Origin of the sequence: Pseudolysinimonas sp., assembly GCF_044239695.1 — a bacterium.
In the GTDB taxonomy this organism is placed as follows: Bacteria; Actinomycetota; Actinomycetes; order Actinomycetales; family Microbacteriaceae; genus Pseudolysinimonas_A.
The window spans coordinates 1-18,541 of sequence record NZ_JBIIAW010000063.1 but is presented as its reverse complement, the minus strand read 5'-3'; the positions used below and the strand labels follow the sequence as shown (position 1 = coordinate 18,541).

Here is an 18,541-nt window from a genome sequence, read left to right as displayed (position 1 = left end):
CGACGAGGCCGCAGCCGCGCTCGAGCGGGGCAACCGGGTGCCGGCCCTCCGCGCCCTCGATCGCCGCGACGACCCGGCCGCGACCCTCGCGACGGTGCTGCTACTCGGCCTCCCCGTGCCCGCGGCCGCCCTCGATGCCGCGCTTCCGACGGTGGGGTCGGCCGGGGCGTCCGACCTCGGGATCGTCGCCCTCGACGGCGATCGGGCGCTCCCGGCCGTCGACCTGCGCCCGTACGCGTTCGTCGACGCGCGGGGCGCGGGGGAGTGGTGGATCGCGAGCGATCTCGGGGAACTCGCCACCGGCGGCGCGCTGCGCACCGACCACGTGCTCGGCGTCGGCGGGGCGTCGGTCACGCTCAGCGGGCTGCTGCTGCCCGGCCCGTACGCGACCGCTCTCGACCTCGGCACCGGATGCGGCATCCAGGCGCTGCATCTGGCGCGCGACGCCGAGCGGGTCGTCGCGACCGACATCTCGGAGCGGGCGCTGGAGTTCGCCCGGTTCAACGCCGCGCTCAACGGCGTCAGCACGATCGAGTTCCGGCTCGGCAGCCTGTTCGAGCCGGTCGCGGGCGAGCGGTTCGACCGCATCGCCTCCAACCCGCCGTTCGTGATCACTCCGCGCGGCGACGACGTGCCGGCGTACGAGTACCGCGACGGGGGTCTCGTCGGGGACGGCATCGTCGAGGCGATGGTGCGCGGCGCCGCCGACCATCTGGTGCGGGGCGGCATCGCGCAGCTGCTCGGCAACTGGGAGGACCGCGAGCGCCCCGGCCTCGACCGCGCGCAGGGCTGGGCGGATGCCGTGGGGCTCGACGCCTGGATCGTGCAACGCGACCGGCTCGACCCGGCGCGCTACGCGGAGACCTGGATCCGCGATGGCGGCACGCTCGTCGCGTCGCCCGCGGGCGCAGACCTCGTCGGGTCCTGGCTCGACGACTTCGCCGCGCGCGGCGTCGTCGGCGTCGGGGTCGGGTACGTGCTGCTGCGGCGACCGCCCGGCGCGCCGACCCTGCGCCGGGCCGAGCGACTCGACGCCCCGATCGGCGACGGCGCGGCCGGGCTCGGCTCCCACCTCGCGGAGTCGCTCGCCGCCCACGACCGCGTCGCCGGGTTGGCGGACGCGGAACTCGCCGACTCCCTCCTCGCGGTCGCCCCCGACGTCACCGAGGAACGCAGTCACTGGCCGGGCGAGGAGCACCCCAGCGTCATCGTGCTGCGCCAGGGCGGCGGGTTCCACCGCGAGGTGCGCGCCGACCCGGGCCTCGCCGCGATCGTCGGCGCGTGCGACGGCGACCTCCCGCTCGGCGCGATCGTCGCGGCCGTCGCCGACCTGCTCGAGGTGGATGCCGACGCGCTCCGCGCGGCGGTGCTGCCGGCCGTGCGCGAACTGCTCGTCGACGGCATCCTGCGCTTCGCCGACTGAGATGACAGCGGGGTGTCCCAGCTCCGGCGAGTATCGCCGCGCTGTCGGCGGCGCGTGCCTAAACTCGGTGTGCGTGGAGGGAGTCGGAATGAGCAACGAGTGGCCAACATCGGACTCGGCTCGACAGCGCGCCATCGACGACGCGCGACGATCTTCAGAACTCGAAGGATCTCGGAGTACTGAGGCGACCCGCATCGACCAAGATGCCTATGTGCGCGGAGAGATTGACATCCGCCAGCTGGGAACTCGAGTGCGCGAGCGATACGGCTTGGGGTGACCCCCGACCCGCCGTGGTCGAGAGGCTCACTCGAGCAGCGTTGGGAGGGGTACTTCGTCGCATCCGATCGGCCCGTTCTGAGAAACAAGCTCGGGTTCGTCGATGCCGATCTGCTCCGCGACGCAGAGAACGACTTCGTCGAATTCCGGCTGGCGGAGCTTCGTGAAGATCCGACCCTCGTTGAACGCACCTACGACCTGACGCACCTGTGTGCACTGCACCGTCAGCTCTTTCAAGACGTCTACGAGTGGGCGGGTGAGATGCGCACCGTCGGGCTCGCCAAAGGTGGAGGTGAGTCCTTCATGCCGCCTTTCGAGATCGAGATTCCCATGACTCACGTCGCCAAGCGGCTGGAGGTCAGCCGACTCCTCCGCGACATCGTTGATGAGGAGATCGTCGGTGAACTGGCTTACCTCTACGACTACGTCAACTTCGCACATCCTTTCCGCGAAGGAAACGGCCGGGCTCAACGCGAGTTCTTCGCCCAGCTCCTCGCCGAATCGGATCGCGGCATCGACTGGGCTCGGGTCTCGACGCACGACCTGCAAGCGGCCTGTCACCTCGCGAGAAACTCGGGCGATCTGGCACCGCTGATGGCGCTCATCGGAGGCGCGTTGAACTCGGCCCCGGTGTACCCGCCGCGCACCGAGAACTGAGTGCGTCCCGCGCCGGGAGGCTAGCGGGCGAGGTAGCGGCGCACGGCTTCGGCGGAGGTGGCGTGGTCGACGACATCCGGTTCCCCGGAGGTGGTGATCGACCCGACGGTCTCGCCGTTCACCTTGATCGGCACCGAGCCGCCGTGCGCCTTGAACGCGTCGTGGTCGATGCCGGGCAGCTGCTCGAACGGGGTGCCGGCGGCCTCGTGGCGGCGCCTGACGAGCAGCGACGACTCGCCGTACTGCATCACGACGGCGTGCTTACCGGCGAGCCACGGGTCGTTGCCCGGGCCGGAGCTGCCGAGTTTCGCCTGGAAGACGATGTCGCCGCGCAGCACGATGCGCACGGCGAGGTTGAGCTCGCGCTCGTCGATCACCTCCAGCGCCGCCAGGCCGAGGTCGACGGCGTCGTCGTTGTCGAACGCGGCGACGTCGATCACGATCTCTTGCTCCAGAGCGTCGACGCTGAACTCCGGGAGATGGGCAGAGGTCACCCTCGCACGATACCGCCCGGAACGGAGCAGCACCCACGTGGTAGCACGGCGTCCGGGACCTGGACACCGTGCACGGCGGAGTTGCTAACCTGGGCGCGAGCCGGTCAGATCAGGGACCGTCCGGGCTGCGTCTCGTGGCCGCGCACCCGAGCGCGAGGAGATCAATGGCGTCCGATCGCCGTCCCCCCGCAGACCCGCCTGCGATCGAGTCGTTCCGCATTCGCGAGCTCATCGCGCAGACGAACTACTCCCGCGTCTACCGGTATCGCGACGAGACCCTCGATCGCGACGTGGTCGTCAAGGTCGCCCTGCATCCGGCGACCGACCCGCTCGGACAAGCGGTGGAACGCGAGGGCCGCATCATGAGCAACCTCTCGCATCCAGCCATCCCCGAGATCTACTGGATGCGGCACGTCGACGGACGCCCGATGATCGCGATGGCGTATTACGAACGCGGAACCCTCGCCGATCAACTCGACGTCGGGCATCGCTTCTCCCCGAGCGAGGTGCTCGAGATCGGGGTGCGGCTCGCCGGGGCCCTACAGACCGCGCACCACGGCGGATTGGTGCACGCCGACGTCAAGCCGCGCAACATCCTGCTCTCCCCGACGCGCCGCAGCCACGTGGCGCTGACCGACTTCGGAATCGCCGTCCTGCTGCCGTCGGGTGACATCACCCTGACCGGTGAAGTGGCCGAACGACCGGGGATTGCGCGGGCGCGGTCGGTGCCCTGGGCCCCCCTCGAGGTCGTCGACGGCGCGGACGCCGACCCGCGGTCGGACGTGTTCTCCCTCGCTGCGACGCTGTTCGCGCTGCTTGACGGACGCTCGCCATTCCAGGACCCCGACGGCCGCAACGACGAGCGGAGCGTCGAGCGTCGAGTACGCGACGGCCGGTCCCGGCAGCTCGGGCGCGACGTGCCTGCCGACCTCTCCGCTGTCATCAGTCGGGGACTCGCTCGCGATGTTCGCGACCGGCCAGCGTCGGCGGCGTCGCTCGGCCAGCAGCTCCAGGCCGTGCAGGCGGCCATGGGGCGACGACCCACGTCGATGAACCTGCCCGACATCGCCGACGTCACGTCGTCGCCGCACCAGGCTCGTTCGGTCGCGATCACGCCCGCGGTCGACCTCGGGGACGCCCCCACCGTCGTCGATCCGACCATCGTCGGCGGGCCGCCGCGACCTCACCGCGACGGGCGCACCCCCGCGACGGCCGAGGTGCCGACCTCCGGTCTGCACGAGGCGCCGACGATCCCGCCGCGGACGACAAGGCCCCCGGGCTCCCGGCTGATCGGTCCGATCATCGCAGGCTGTGTGCTCCTCGCCCTCGCAGTCGTCACCGGCCTGTCGATCGTGCTGAACCCCGGTCCCGCCGCGACCCCCGAGCGGACGCCAACCGTGGCCGAGACGGTGCCGATCCCCGAGGTCGTCGCGACACCCGTGCTGTCGTCGGCAGAGCGTCTCGCCGATGGATCGGTTGTCGTGCGCTGGAGCAACCCTGACCCCCTCGACGGAGACGCGTTCGTCTGGCGACGGTCAGACGGGGCGGCGCCCGATGACCGGCCGCACCGCACATCGGACTCGACGCTGACCGTCGATGACGCAGCGCCCGGCGTGACGGTCTGCGTCGAGGTCTCGATCATTCGCCGCGGGGTGCTCTCGCTCGACCCGCTCGAGGTCTGTGTCGCATGACCGGGCCACGGGTGGTCTTCGAGGGCGACGTGTACGAAGCGCCCGCCGGTGGGTTGACGATCGGGCGCCGGGCCGATGTTGTGCTCGATGAGAGGAATCGGCGCCTGCATCGCACCGCGCTCCAGGTGTTCGAGGCCGACGGGTTCTGGTGGCTGCGGAACATCGGCGACTCGCTGTCGGCCACCGTGGTCGCCGTCGACGGCAGCATCGAGGCGCTTCTGCGCCCAGGAGGGCGGCTCGCTCTGGTATCGGGTGACGTCACGGTGCGGGTGGCGGCCGGTCCGTTCACCTACGACTTCATCCTCGTCCCCCCCGAGTCGAACGCGGGACCGTCCGGGATCGAGCGTCCCGACGACGACCCAACCCAGCTACCCGATGTGCACCTGAGCGACGCGCAACGGCTCGTGCTACTCGCGCTCTGCGAACCGGTATTGCGCGACGGCATTCTTTCGCTCGCGCGTCTGCCGTCGGCGGAGCGGATCGCCCACCGAGTGGCTCGCGGGTCCCCGAGGCGGCTGACCACGAAGGCTGTCGCGAAGGTCCTCGAGCACCTAGGCACCAAGTTCGTGAGGGCCGGGGCGCAGGCCGGACGTCGGCGAGAGATCGCCGAATTCGCCATCGACCGACGTCTGGTCCGACTCGAGGACCTTGCGCTGCTCGACTTCCCGGGCGCGAAGGACGTCCGGTGACCGCGCGCATGGGGACTCCGCCCCATGGCGGCGGCGCGCCCGGTCGGGCACGATCGAGCGACGAGCCCTGCTGGGGGCGGAGCCGATGCGCAGGCCGAGGGAAGGAGAGGTGATGGCGACCAAACGATCACGTCTCAGGCTGATCTCGGGGATCGCGACGGTCGCCATCGCCGCGTCCGCGGTGGTGGTGGCGGTCCTCCACGAGGGCTTCCCGCGAGACGACGTCGACCTCGTCTCGCGCGACGTCTGGGTGACGCGCGGCGACCGGCTGCTCGTCGGACGGCTCGATCGGCAGATCGAGGAACTGCGCTCCGCTGTGTCGACCTCGGGCAGCCAGTTCGACGTGCTCCAGAACGGGGCCGACGCCTTCGTCTACGACGCCGGGGCCGGGAGCGTCGAGCGGATCGATCCGTCCTTCGTCTCGCTCGGCGAGCGCCTCGACGTGCCGCCCGGCTCCTCGGTCTCATACGGCGACGAGCGGCTCGCGATCGCCTCGCCCGAGGGCGACCTCTGGGTCCTCGACACCACGACCGAGCTCGCTTTCGACGCGAGCCAGACCACCCCCGTCCTCTCACTCGGCACCGGAGCCCTCGTCTCGGTCGGGCCGTCGGGGGAAGTCTTCGCCGCGTCGCTCGAGGAGTCGACGCTCTATCGACTGCGGCCGGGGTCGCTCACCCCCGAGGTCGTTTCGACGGCGCTGCCGGACGGTGACGTCACGATGACGGTGGTCGGCGACCGTGCTGCCTTCCTCGCCGACGGCGACGTCGTGCTGGCCGATGGCCGCCGTGTCGAACTCCCGTCCCCGGGGCTGCGCCTCCAGCAGCCGGGGCCGACCTCCGATGGTGTCGCCGTGGCGACCACCGAGGCGCTCGTGATCGTCGGATTCGACGGCGTTCCCCGCACCGCCGTCACGGCGCGCGCCGACGGCGGCGCCGGGTGGGTGGCGGCACCTGTCGTCACGGGGTCGTGCGTCTACGGCGCCTGGGTGGCGCCTGCCGTGTACGCAGGCGTGTGCGGTTCCGGCAGCCCGGTGCGGGTCGATCTCGACGCCGTCGACGCCGCCGCACGACTCGAGTTCCGAGCGCACCGGGGCGTGGTGGCGCTCAACGACCTCGTCGGCGGTGGGCTCTGGATCGTCGACGACGAGTTCATCGACATCGAGGAGAACTGGGAGGAGGTGACGCCGCCGAACCCGGACGAAGGCGACGAGACCGACGAGTCTACGACGGTCCCCACGTTCGAGGAGATCTTCGCCGAGCGCACCGAGCAGAACCGCGCTCCGCTCGCGCGTCCCGACTCCTTCGGGGCACGACCCGGCTCGGCGACCATCCTGCCGGTGCTCGACAACGACGCGGATCCCGACGGCGACGTGCTCACGATCGTGGGCGTGAGCGACGTCCCGGCTGCGGCGGGAACCGTTCAGGTGGTCGACGGCGGCCGCGCCCTCCAGTTCCAGCCGAATCCGGGGGTCTCGACGGTCAGCGTCTCGTTCCGATACACGGCGGACGACGGGCGCCCCGGGGGTGTCGCCGAGGCGCAGGTCGACGTCTCGGTCCGGCCCCCCAACACGAACGTGCCTCCGGTCACCGTGCGGTCCACGTCGGTACCGGTCGAGACGAGCCAGACGATCTCGTACAACGTCCTCCGGGACTGGGTGGACCCAGACGGCGACGACCTGATCGTGCTCGACGCGACGGCCACGACCGGCGACCTCGTGCGTTTCTCGGCGGACGGGCTGGTGACCTTCACGAGTCGCAACGCGGAGCTCGGGCCCAAGCCGGTGACAGTCATCGTGTCCGATGGGAATGCACCGCCGGTGACCGCTGAACTCGTGTTCGACGTCCGGGCCTCGGGAACGCTCCGGCCCGTCGGCACCCCCGACTTCGGCGCGACAGTGGTCGGACGGGTGCTCGAGCTGTACCCGCTCGCGAACGACCTCTCGCCCTCCGGGGCCGGTCTCGCCCTCGTCGACGTCAGCGTGCTCACCCCGGGGTTGACGGCGGAAGCGGATACCGACTCGGGCCGGCTCACGATCCGTGCGCCGGCCGCGGGTACCTACTACCTCGTGTACGGGCTGCGGGCGGGCTCGACGACAGCCTCCGGTCTGGTGCGGGTCGACGCCGTCGTCGACCCCGATCAGCCTCCGCCCCCGATCGCCGTCACCGACACCGCGTACCTTCGGCCGAACGAGCAGGTCGTCATCCCCGTGCTCACCAACGACGTCTCGCCGCGCGGCGCGGTGCTCGGGGTGCAAGGGGTCGAGAGCCCGCTCGGCTCGCCGCTCTCGGTGGAGGTGCTCGGCAGCACCGTCGTCCGGGTGAGTGCACCATCGTCGCTCATCGAGCAGTCCGAGTTCGAATACACGATCTCCGACGGGACGGCGACCTCCACAGCGACGGTGACGATCATCCCGGTGCCCGAGTTGCTCCATCATCAGGCGCCCATCGCGACCGACGACCTCGTGCGGGTGCGGGCGGGCGACATGGCCTCGGTGGCGGTGCTCGCCAACGACATCCACCCCGACGGCGCCGCGCTCGCGCTCGACCCCGTTCTCGTCGAGGCCGACCTCGACGACGGGCTCGCCTTCGTGACGGGCGACCGGGTGCGGGTGCAGGCTCCGTCGGTCGCTGGTTCCTACGAGCTCGTCTACCGCGTCACCGACGCGTTCGGCGAAGCGTCGACCGCGGTGCTCCAGGTCGTCGTCGTCGCCGCCGACCCAGAGGGGAACCGCCCGCCCGCTCCGCGGGTCGTCACCGCGCGGGTGTTCGCGGGCTCGGAGGTGACGATCGCGATCCCTCTTGACGGCATAGATCCCGACGGCGATTCGGTCGAGTTCGTCTCGGCGGGCGGGGGAACGCAGGGGACCGTTCTGGCGACGGATGCGCGGTCGTTCGTCTTCACGGCGGCGAGCGACGGCGCGGGGACCGACGTGCTCGAGTACGAGGTCCGCGACGCGCTCGGCGAACTCGGGACCGGCGAGGTGCGGATCGGCGTCATCCCCCGTGGCGGCGCGGTGCTGATGCCGGTGGCCGTCGATGACGAGATCGCGGTGCGTCCGGGACGCGTCACGGCGGTTCCGGTCCTCGCGAACGATTCGGACCCGAACGGTTTCGGCGTCGAGCTCGAGCGCGAGCTAGTAGAGGTCCAGCCGGGGATGGACGCCCGCGTGGCCGGTTCGGTGATCGAGGTCATGGCGGGTGCCGACGAGGGATCGTTCTACGTGCGCTACCGCATCGGCAACGGGCGAGGAGGCACCGACGACGGCTATCTCCTGGTCACCGTCGACGAGGACGCGGTGGTCGGACCGCCGATCGCGCGTGACCGGACCGTGACGGCGGCCGAAGTCGTCGGCGAGCGTTCGGTCGTGGTCGACGTCCGCGACGGGGCGATCAACCCGGGCGGGCTCGTCGCCGATCTCGAGGTGGGCGTCGCGGGGCCGAACGCGCGCTTCGCGCGGGTGTCCCCCGACGGTACGGTGACGGTCGAGCTCGGCGACACCCGGCGGGCGATCGCGTTCCGGTTGACCAACACCGTCGACGACCTCACCGGCTGGGCGTTCGTGATCGTGCCGCGCTACTCGGACGGAACGCCGCCCGCGCTCAAACCCGAGTTGATCGAGAATCCGCCCCAGCTGGATGCGAACTCGACCGGGGAATGGCGTCTCGCCGACATCCTCGACGTTTCGAACGGGCGCGAAGCGATCGTGATCGATCCGGACGACGCGACCGCTCTGCGCAGCAACGGCGACCCCGTCGTGCTCGACGAGCGCACCATCCGGTACACGCCCGAGGCGGACTACCGGGGCGAATCGGTGATCACCTTCCGGGTCACCGACGGCGCGTCGGCGGCCGACGAGAGCGGGAACGTTGCGGTCATCCGCATGACAGTCGTCGTCGGCGACCCGGGCTTCCGCGATGTCGACCCCGAGTTCGCCGACGCGACGATCGAGATCGAGCCCGGTGAGGCGAACGCCGGGTTCGACCTCCGTGCGGCGAGCTCGCATCCGAATCCGGACGTCGTCGCCGAGTTGTCCTACTCGAACCTCCGCGGCGACCGTGCGCGCGTCGACGCGTCGATTTCGGGTTCGAGGCTCGTGCTGGCCGCGCCGCCCGAGGCGACCGGCGACGTCGCGCGCCTCGAGTTCGATATCGCCTACGGCTCCCGGGTGGTCACCGGCTCGGTGACCGTTGTCGTGGTGCCATCGACTCGACCGCTGGCTCAGGCGATCGAGGACACCGTGCCCGAGGGCCGCCCCGACAGCTCGTACCCGGTCGACGTGCTGGTGAACGACGTGAACCCGTTCCCCGCCGGCACGCCGCTGCGGGTTCTCGACGCCGTCATCCAGGGCCCGACCCTCGGCGCGACGGTCACCACGGATGCCTCGACGGTGCGGGTGCGCACCGGCCCGGCGAAATCGGGGACCGTCACGATCATCTACACGATCGAGGATGCGACAGAGCGCGACGAACGGCGGGTGCAGGGGCGCCTGGTCGTACAGGTTTCGAGCGCCCCGGAGCCGGTGACGCAGATCTCGCTAAGCAACCCTGCCTCGCAGACGGTGACCGTCGTGTTCGATCCGCCGTCGAGCAGCAACGGCTCGGAGATCACCCGCTACGACGTGCAGATCGCCGGAGCGGAAGGCGCCGCGACCCGCAGCGACTGCGTTCCCGGGGCCGACTGCACCTTCACGGGCCGTACGAACGGGGCGCCGCAGTCCGTGCGCGTGACCGCGACGAACACGCCGGGCTCGACGACATCCGGGGAGGTGTTCATCGTGCCGTACGGTACGCCCGGTACGCCCACGGGCGTGCAGTTCGCCTCAGGCAACGGCGGCGAGGCGCCGGGCGGATCCGTCACGATGACCTGGGGTCTCGTCGACTCGGGCGGCGGCGATGCCCGATACTTCTGGATCCTGCGCCGTGACGGCGCGCAGGTCGACGCGAACTACACGACCAACGCCGGGTCGGTGACCCGCTCCGGGCTGCCGCAGGGCACCTACACGTTCGAGGTGCGCGCCTGCAACGCGAAGGACGCGGGCGGCGGCGCGTGGAGCAACTGCGGCTCGAGCGCGGGATCGGCCAACAGTTCGGTCGTCATCCCGCCGCAACCGAGGATCACGGATGCCGGCAAGGGCCCGCTCGTCGCCTGCGAATACGGCACCTGCGCGTACATCCGCTTGTACGTCTCGGGCATCACTGGATCCCAGACCGTCTGCATGTACGGCAAGCTCGCTGGCTCACCCGGGCCGTACGACTGGTGGTTCACCACCGAGTGCCTCACCGCGACCTTCAACGGGACTTACGGCGACACCCCGTTCTACCTCAGCAACTCGGGCAACGTCGGTGCCTATGACATGCACGCCGTCATCCCGGGCTTGGCCGAGCATTACGACACGATCTGGTGATCGGAACAGGAGACGACAGATGACGGTGAGCGAGCAGCACGCGGCGAGGTTCGGGCAGGAATTCGAACGGGCGACGGCGATGATCGAAACAGCGGTCCGCGGGAAGCGCGACAAGATCCGGCTCGTCCTCGCGACGCTGTTCGCCGGCGGGCACGTGCTCCTCGAGGACAAGCCGGGGGTCGGCAAGACGCTGCTCGCGAAGAGCCTCGCCGCGACGCTCTCCGGCGGGCACTCGCGGATCCAGTTCACCCCCGACCTCCTGCCGTCCGACATCACCGGGGTGAGCATCTGGAATCAGGAGACCAAGAAGTTCGAGTTCGTGCGCGGGCCGGTCTTCGCCTCGATCGTGCTCGCCGACGAGATCAATCGGGCGAGCCCGAAAACGCAGAGCGCGCTGCTGCAGGTGATGGAGGAGCGTACGGTCACGGTCGAGGGCAAGCCCGAGCATCTCGATGCGGATCAGCCGTTCATGGTGATCGCTACCCAGAACCCGATCGAGCAGGCGGGCACCTACCGTCTACCCGAGGCCCAGCTCGACCGATTCCTGGTGAAGACCGACCTCGGGTACCCCGACGAGAGGTTCGAGCTGGAACTGATGGCGGATGCGGGCGAGCAGGTGCGCGAGAACAGGCTGACGCCCACCCTCGACGGGCCGACGGTGGCCGCTCTCGCTCGGATCGCCACGTCGGTCGCGATCCAGCCTTCCGTCGTGCGGTACGCCTACGAACTGGTGGCCGCGACACGCGTCGACCGGCGGCTCCGGGCCGGGGTGAGCGTGCGCGGGGCCCTCCAGCTCATGCGCATCGCCAAGGTCTGGGCGATCGCCTCCGGGCGCAGCCATGTCCTCGCCGAGGACATCCGCGACCTCGCCCCGCACGTGCTCGCCCACCGGCTCATCCTCGAGCCCGACGTCGAGTTCGACGGTGTGCAGGCGACCCGGATTATCGCCGAGAATCTCGAGCGGATCGCGGTGCCGGCCTACCGATGACCTCCTCGGACGCGACCCTCGTCGGCTCCCGGACCCTCCCGCGGGTCCGGGCCGGCGGCGTGCTCGCGCGCCTTGCCGCGGTCCTAACGCTGATCGCCGACCTCGTGCGGCTGCGCGTCGGGGCGGCTGTCGGGGTGATCACGCCGGCCGGTCTGATCACGCTCCTCCTCGGCGCGACGATGACGGCTCTCGGGATCGCGGCGGGCTGGGTGGAGTTCATGGTGCTCGGCGCGGTATTCCTCGCGACCCTCGGCGGATGCGCGCTCTTCCTGCTCGGACGCACGACCTACGAGATCCGGCTCGACCTCGACCCGCCGCGCATCGCCGTCGGGGATACCGACCCGGCCCGGGTGACCGTGCGCGTCGGCAACCACGGTCGTCGCGCGCTGCTGCCCGCGCGACTCGAGGTCGTGCACGGCGCATCGGGTCGTGAGACGTTCACACTGCCGCGACTGCGGCCGCGCGAGGCTCACGCCCCGTTCGAGTTCCCGATTTTCGCCGAACGGCGCGGCGTCGTGCCGGTGGGACCTGTCCTCTCGGTGCGCGGCGACCCGCTCGGATTGCTGCGTCGCACGCTGCGCTGGCCCGAATCGCGCGAGCTGTTCATCCACCCCGCCATCAGGCGGGTGAGTCCGACGATCATCGGCCGCGCCCACGACCTCGAGGGCCGTGAGTCCGCGGTGGTCACCGCGGACGACCTGACGTTCCACGCCCTGCGCGACTACGTCCCAGGCGACGACCAGCGCCACATCCACTGGCGGTCGTCGGCCCGGCACCTCGCAACCGGCAGGGACGCTTACCAGGTGCGGCAGTTCCAGGAGACGCGGCGATCGCAGGTCACCCTTCTGCTGCCGGAGGACGGCGCGGGCTTCGCCTCCGAGGAGGAGTTCGAACTCGCCGTGTCGGTGTTCGCGTCGGTGGGGGTGCAGGCGATCGCCAGCGGAGCGGCGGCGGCCCCGCTGACCGACACACGGGTCCTGCGCGACTCGTCGGTCACCGCATTCCTCGACGACACGTCTCGTCTGACCCGCGATCCGCGGTCCTCTGTTCCCTTCCGGGCGCTCGTGCGCCGCGCGCTCCGGCGCGCGCCCGTCCCCGATGTACTCGTGCTGGTCGTGGGATCTCGGGTCGCCGACGGGTCGCTGCGGGAGGCCGTCGCCGTCGCCCGTGAGGCGTCTGCGGTGGTCGTGATGCGCGCCCGGCTCGGCGCCGCCGCCGAGGTGTCGAGGGTCGGCGACCTGCTCTCGCTGAGCGTCGGCGATCTCGACGACCTCCCGCGCGCGTTGCGGATGGCGGGGCTCGCATGATCGCGGCCTCGGCGACCGTGAAGCCGGCCGGCCTACGCCCGCCTCTCGTCGATCTGTTCGTGCTCGGGACCCTCGGTGCGCTGGGCATCTGGGGCTTCGGCGACGCGTTCGCCGAGCTGCGCCCGGTACTCGGGGGGCTCGCCGGTCTGATGCTCGGCACTGTCGTCGGGGCCGTCGCCGCGTCGCTTAGGTGGGGCATCCTGACCACTGCGGCCGTCGGGCTCGGGGCCTACGTCCTGGCCGGTCCAGCCTCCGTCCTGTCGGATCGGGCGCCCGGCGGGTTCATCCCGGCCCCCGACGTCGTCGTCGATCTCCTGCGCGGCGCCGTCCTCGGGTGGGCTGACCTCCTGACCCTCACCGCACCGGTCGACGCCCCCGACCACGTGGCGGCCGTGCCCTATGTCACCGGCTGGGTCGCCGGCATCACGAGCGCGACGATCGCGGGGCGGCTGCTCGCCGACCCGCGGCGCCTGCCGACGGCGGTGGCGGCGCTCCTCGCGCTCCTCGGTCCGCTGGCGGCCTTCCTAGCATCGACGCTCACCGGCACTGCCGATCCGGTTCTCCCCGTCTTCCGCGGCCTCGCCTTCGGCCTGGTCGCGATCCTCTGGCTCGCCTGGCGCATCCCCGAACGCGGTTCGCGGGGTGCCGCGCCGGCGTGGCGCGGGGGCGGTCTCGGTGTCGTGGCGGTGGTCGTCGTCAGTGCGATGGTGTCGGGCGGAGTGGCGGCCGTCGCGACCGCCGCCGCGCACGACCGTCTGGTCGTGCGCGAGCGCGTGCAGCGGCCGTTCGAACCTCGCGAGTACGCGAGTCCGCTGGCGGCGTTCCGGGCCTTCGTCAAGGACGGTTCGGATCGCGTGGTGCTCGAGCTCAGCGGAGCGGAGCCCGGTGACCTGGTGCGGCTGGCCGTGATGGACAGCTACGACGGGCGGCTGTGGAACGTCGGCGATCCGACGGCGGCCGACACCGACAGCGGGGTCTTCGAGTTGGTCTCGGGACGCGAACTCGTTCTGGCCGCTCCCGCCGTTCTCGGCCCGTCGTCGGACGTGATGATCACGATCGCCGACTACGCCGGGGTGTGGGTTCCCACCGTCGGATATCCCTCCGCCGTCTCCTTCGATGAGGACGCTCCCTCGTCGACCGATCTGCGCTACAACTCGGAGACCGGCTCGCTCGCGGTGACGACGGGCATCGGCACTGGCACCGGTTACCACCTCGACACGCGGCGGCTGGTCGTCGACCGCGATGCGCTCGTCGGTGTCCCGGTGGCCGAGGTCGCCCTGCCGCCGCTCACCGACGTCCCCGACATCATCTCCTCCCGGGCGATCGAGTTCGCCGGCGAGGCGGAGAGTCCGATCGACCGTCTGGCGGCGCTCGAGCTCGCACTCTCCACCACCGGGTACCTGAGCCACGGGCTCGCCTCGGATCCCGTCCCATCAAGCGCGGGGCACGGAGCCGATCGGATGATCGCCCTGCTGGGTCGCACGCGGATGGTGGGCGACGCCGAGCAGTACGCATCCGCCTTCGCCCTGATGGCCCGATCGCTCGGCTATCCCGCGCGGGTCGTCGTCGGTTTCGCACCGACGGTGCCCGAGGGGCACGCCGTCGTCCCGGTGACCGCCGACCAGGTCACCGCGTGGGTCGAGGTCCCGTTCCGCGACGCAGGCTGGGTGCCGTTCTTCCCGACCGCGACGAACACTGACGTGCCGCGCGAGGAGGCGCCGAAGCCGAAGACCCAGCCGCAGCCCCAGGTGCGCCAGCCGCCTCGGCAGACCGATGGCCGTGACGAGGTCGTCGCCGCGGTCCAGCCGGAGGAACCCGATCCCACCTGCGAACCGGCGTGGCTATGCGACCTCATCGATTCGACCGTACGAGTCATCGTGACGCTGGGCGTGCTGGGTGTCCTTTACGCGATCCCCGTGGTGGTCATCGGGAGGGTCAAGGCGCGACGCCGCGACCGCAGGCTCGACGACCCGCTCATCGACAGGCGGGCGGCGGGAGCCTGGGACGAGGTCGTCGACAGCTACGCCGAGCTCGGCTACCGCATCCCCCGCAACGCCTTGCGCGTTGAGATCGCGGCGAGCCTGCGGACGCAGATCTCGTCGCAGCTCGTTGCGCGGCGCCGTGAGCGCGGCGACGCGCTGGAGCGAGGCGCGCGGCGCGCAATCAGGGCGGATGCCGCGCGCACGCGCGCGGAGCGCCCGACGTCGGCCGAGGTCTGGCGTTCCCTCCTCGAGACGATGCGCGATATCCGCACGTGGCGCCCCGGCGTCGCCCTGGACGGTCCCCTGCCCGACGCTCCGGAACTGTCCGGGCTGGCTGGGCGCACCGACGACGCCGTGTTCCGCGGAGGACCGATCCCGCCCGACGAGATCGACGCCCTGTGGTCGGTCGGCGACGCGGCGACCCGGGACGCGGCCGTCACCGTCAGCTGGCTGCGCCGCCGCCTGGCCGCCTTCAGATTCCACACCCGCCGGGACCCGCTCGGCACCGCGACGGCTCGGCTGGAGATCGCCCTCGCACGCGCCCGCGGCATTCGCCCCTCGATTGGAGCTCCTCGATGAAGATCAAGCTCTCGGTCCGCCGGATCGGCGGGCAGACCACCGACCTCCTGGTCACGGCTGACGCGTCGACGACGGTCGGCGACCTGGCTCGCGTCATCCGCGCCTCCGACGACGCGATCGGCGGGGATGCCGGAGCGCTCGGCGGTCTGCGGCTGGCCGCCGATGACGGGGACGCGCCGATCCTCCTCGACGAGTCGGCGTTGCTGACCGAATCGCCGCTCGCCTCCGGGGCGATCGTCGACTTCGGCGGGACCGCGCCCACCCGACCGCCTCGCGCACGGGGCGGAGTGAGTCTGTTCGTGCTCGAGGGGCCCGATGCAGGGAAGACGTTCGAGCTGGCGACGACCCACGGTACCGTCGGGCGTCAGGCGGGGTCGACCGTTGCGCTCTCCGACCCGCGGGTGTCGAAGCACCACGCCGACTTCGACGTGATCGAGGGCCGGCTGCGCATCGAGGATCAGAACTCGGCCAACGGCATCCACGTCGGCGCGCGGCGGCTCACCCGCGTCGACCTGGCCGACGGCGAGATCGTCGCGCTCGCCGATACCGTCCTCCAGGTGCGCATCGACCAGTCGACGGGCACGCCCGCCGTACCGGTCGCCGGATCCGTGCCGTTCACTCGGTCCCCGCGCGTCCAGCCGCGGTACCGGGGTGCGTCGCTCGTCGCGCCGTCGCTGCCCGAGGAGATCGACCCTCCGATGTTCCCCTGGGTCGCGCTGCTCGCACCAGTGGCTCTCGGCGCTGTCTTCCTCGCGACGGGCCGCAGCATCGAGTCGGTGCTCTTCTTCGCCGCCTCCCCACTCATCCTCGGCGCGACCTTCCTGAGCTCCCGGTGGCTCCGGCGTCGGCGAGAGAAGCGCATGCGCGAGCGCTTCGAGACCCGCATCGCCCGTCTCGAGGAGACACTCGAGTCCGAGCGGCGGAGGGAGCAGGAGATCCGCCGGGCCGAGGCGCCCGCGACGCACGACGTCATCGCGGACGCGCTCCGGCTCGGCCCGCTGCTGTGGTCGCGCCGTCCCGAGCACTGGCAGTTCCTCATGATCAACCTGGGCTCCGCATCGCTCCCCTCGCGCACCAGCGTGAGGATCCCGGACGAGGAGACCGCCCGGCAGGAGGTGCTCGACCGGGTCGGGGCGCTCACGTCCACCTTCCGCGACGTCGCCGCCGTGCCGGTGCTCGAGAGCCTCCCTCTCGCCGGGTCGCTCGGGGTTGTCGGGCCGCGGGCGGAAGCCGGGGCGCTCGCCCGAGGGTACCTGCTACAGTTCGCCGGGCTCCATTCGCCGGCCGAGCTCGTGCTTACCGCGGTGATCGGGTCGTCCGTCTGGCAATCCGAGCTCGACTGGATCAAGTGGCTGCCGCACGTGGGCTCGCCGTACAGTCCGCTGCGGGTCGATGGCCTGGCCTCTGGCCGAGACGAGGCGGATCGTGTACTCGCCGGCATCGAGGAGCTCATTGTGGAGCGCGGCGGGACTCGGAGTGCGCGAGGCCCCCTCCCCGACGACGCGGCCGCGATCCACACCGGAGCCGAGGCCGGGGAGTCGGTATTCGGCGGGCCGCCATCGCCGCTGCCGGCGGTCGTCCTCGTAGTGTCAACCGACGCCCCGGCGGACCGTGCCCGCCTCGTGCAGATTGCCGAGAACGGACCCGAGGCGGGGGTATTCACGATCTGGCTCGGAGAGGATCCCGGTGAGATCCCCGCGACGGCCCGCACCTTCGTGCGCGTCGATGGCGGCGGCTCCGCGCAGATCGGGTTCGTCCGCCAGGGAACCAGGGTCTCTGACGTGCGGATCGAGCCCGTCGAACGGGCCACCGCGCTCGAGGTCGCTCGTCGGCTCTCGCCCGTGGTCGACATCGGAGCCCTCGTGCTCGACGAGTCCGACCTGCCGGCAGAGATCGGCCTGCTCGATCTGCTCGACCCGCGTGCCACCCTCACCGCGTCGCAGATCGGCGAACGCTGGACCGAGAACGAGGCGCCACTCGCCGACGGCCGTCGTCGTGACGCGGGCGGACTCCAGGCCCGGGTCGGGAGCACCGGCCGCGGACCGTATGCTCTCGACATCCGCCGAGACGGTCCGCACGCGCTGGTGGGCGGGACGAGTGGATCGGGTAAGAGCGAATTCCTGCAGTCCTGGGTTCTGTCGATGGCGGTCGAGCGGAGCCCGGAGCGCCTCGCGTTCCTGTTCGTCGACTACAAGGGCGGCGCGGCCTTCCAGGTGTTCGACCGCGAGAGGCTCCCGCACCGGGCCGGCATCGTCACCGACCTCGAGGGCCACCTCGCCCGCCGGGTTCTGCGCTACCTCGGCGCGGAGATCGAGCGCCGGGAGAGACTCTTCCGTGAGAAGGGCGTCAGCGGACTCGCCGCCCTCGAGGAGCTCGGCGATCCGGAGGCGCCTCCGGCGCTGGTCGTCATCGTCGACGAGTACGCGACGGTCGTCGACAACATCCCGGACTTCGAGGCCGGGATGGTGGACATCGCCCAGCGGGGACGTGCGCTCGGGATTCACCTGATCCTCGCCACCCAGCAACCCTCGAGTGTCATCAAGGGCGCCCTCCGCGCCAACACGAATCTGCGAGTCGCGCTGCGCGTCGCCGACGCGGAGGACAGTGTCAACGTGGTCGGTGACCGGATCGCAGCGGGCTTTGACCCCGCCCTCCGCGGTCGCGCCGCTGTGAGCACCGGCCCCGGCCGGCTCGACGTCTTCCAGACCGCCTACGTCGGCGGAACGCGGGCCGGGGGAGCGTCGCCGATCCTGTTGTCCGAGTTCGGCTTCGCGGTCGACCGGCGCTGGCGACCCACTCCCGCTCCGGCCGTCGAGTCGACGGACGAGTCGGCGCCGTCGAGCGATGCCGTGCAGCTCATCGCCCTCCTGAAGCAGGCGGCGGCCGAGTATGGCATCGCCGAGTTCCGGGCGTCCTGGCTCGACCCGCTTCCGTCCGTCATCGCTCTCGACGATCTGGACGACCCGAGCGCGGTGGTGCGAGATGCCCGTCTCCCGTTCGGGGCGATCGACATCCCCGGAGAACCCGAGCGCGGCGTGCTCGCGTTCGAGC

11 protein-coding genes are annotated in these 18,541 nt (G+C 71.2%); 10 read left to right on the top strand and 1 reads right to left on the bottom strand.

The genetic code is table 11. The annotated features are described in order from the left end of the window. From ACILQS_RS10560 to ACILQS_RS10550, 3 genes are all read left to right on the top strand, one after another. Nucleotides 1–1,423 (top strand): methyltransferase (locus ACILQS_RS10560; RefSeq protein ID WP_395640085.1); only part of this gene is annotated, 1,423 nt, incomplete at its 5' end. Further along, the gene (locus ACILQS_RS10555) at nucleotides 1,344–1,700 is read left to right on the top strand and encodes a hypothetical protein (RefSeq protein WP_395640084.1); all 357 of its coding nucleotides are present in this window, start codon (nucleotides 1,344–1,346) and stop codon (nucleotides 1,698–1,700) included. The genes ACILQS_RS10560 and ACILQS_RS10555, both read left to right, overlap by 80 nt. Next, entirely contained in the window at nucleotides 1,697–2,356 is a 660-nt protein-coding gene (locus tag ACILQS_RS10550) for a Fic/DOC family protein (RefSeq protein WP_395640083.1), read from the top strand. The genes ACILQS_RS10555 and ACILQS_RS10550 overlap by 4 nt, the downstream gene beginning before the upstream one ends. Before the next feature lie 20 nt (nucleotides 2,357–2,376). On the opposite strand, the gene ACILQS_RS10545 is transcribed toward ACILQS_RS10550, so the two are convergent. Further along, complete coding sequence (locus ACILQS_RS10545) at nucleotides 2,377–2,850, bottom strand: heme-degrading domain-containing protein (protein ID WP_395640082.1); 474 nt, start codon at nucleotides 2,848–2,850, stop codon at nucleotides 2,377–2,379. A 164-nt stretch (nucleotides 2,851–3,014) separates the two neighbouring features. Between ACILQS_RS10545 and ACILQS_RS10540 the strand changes: the two genes are divergently transcribed. From ACILQS_RS10540 to ACILQS_RS10510, 7 genes are all read left to right on the top strand, one after another. Beyond that, on the top strand, nucleotides 3,015–4,541 hold the full coding sequence (locus ACILQS_RS10540) for a protein kinase domain-containing protein (protein ID WP_395640081.1): 1,527 nt from the start codon (nucleotides 3,015–3,017) through the stop codon (nucleotides 4,539–4,541). Then, nucleotides 4,538–5,230 (top strand): hypothetical protein, encoded by a 693-nt coding sequence (locus tag ACILQS_RS10535; protein ID WP_395640080.1) that lies wholly within the window; start codon nucleotides 4,538–4,540, stop codon nucleotides 5,228–5,230. Before ACILQS_RS10540 ends, ACILQS_RS10535 begins: the two co-directional genes overlap by 4 nt. Before the next feature lie 112 nt (nucleotides 5,231–5,342). Continuing rightward, complete coding sequence (locus ACILQS_RS10530) at nucleotides 5,343–10,634, top strand: Ig-like domain-containing protein (RefSeq protein WP_395640079.1); 5,292 nt, start codon at nucleotides 5,343–5,345, stop codon at nucleotides 10,632–10,634. Nucleotides 10,635–10,653: 19 nt separating this feature from the next. Next, complete coding sequence (locus ACILQS_RS10525; RefSeq protein ID WP_395640078.1) at nucleotides 10,654–11,622, top strand: AAA family ATPase; 969 nt, start codon at nucleotides 10,654–10,656, stop codon at nucleotides 11,620–11,622. Next, on the top strand, nucleotides 11,619–12,929 hold the full coding sequence (locus ACILQS_RS10520) for a DUF58 domain-containing protein (protein ID WP_395640077.1): 1,311 nt from the start codon (nucleotides 11,619–11,621) through the stop codon (nucleotides 12,927–12,929). Before ACILQS_RS10525 ends, ACILQS_RS10520 begins: the two co-directional genes overlap by 4 nt. Then, nucleotides 12,926–15,490, top strand: coding sequence for a transglutaminase family protein (locus ACILQS_RS10515; RefSeq protein ID WP_395640076.1), 2,565 nt, complete (start codon nucleotides 12,926–12,928; stop codon nucleotides 15,488–15,490). The genes ACILQS_RS10520 and ACILQS_RS10515 overlap by 4 nt, the downstream gene beginning before the upstream one ends. Continuing rightward, nucleotides 15,487–18,541, top strand: a 3,055-nt coding sequence (locus tag ACILQS_RS10510) for an FtsK/SpoIIIE domain-containing protein (protein WP_395640075.1), incomplete at its 3' end; no start/stop codon positions are given. The genes ACILQS_RS10515 and ACILQS_RS10510, both read left to right, overlap by 4 nt.

Coding starts and splice junctions, on each gene's coding strand:
- ACILQS_RS10540 (WP_395640081.1), top strand. CDS start 3,015: ATGGCGTCCGATCGCCGTCCCCCCGCAGACCCGCCTGCGATCGAGTCG.
- ACILQS_RS10525 (WP_395640078.1), top strand. CDS start 10,654: ATGACGGTGAGCGAGCAGCACGCGGCGAGGTTCGGGCAGGAATTCGAA.
- ACILQS_RS10555 (WP_395640084.1), top strand. CDS start 1,344: ATGCCGACGCGCTCCGCGCGGCGGTGCTGCCGGCCGTGCGCGAACTGC.
- ACILQS_RS10515 (WP_395640076.1), top strand. CDS start 12,926: ATGATCGCGGCCTCGGCGACCGTGAAGCCGGCCGGCCTACGCCCGCCT.
- ACILQS_RS10535 (WP_395640080.1), top strand. CDS start 4,538: ATGACCGGGCCACGGGTGGTCTTCGAGGGCGACGTGTACGAAGCGCCC.
- ACILQS_RS10520 (WP_395640077.1), top strand. CDS start 11,619: ATGACCTCCTCGGACGCGACCCTCGTCGGCTCCCGGACCCTCCCGCGG.
- ACILQS_RS10530 (WP_395640079.1), top strand. CDS start 5,343: ATGGCGACCAAACGATCACGTCTCAGGCTGATCTCGGGGATCGCGACG.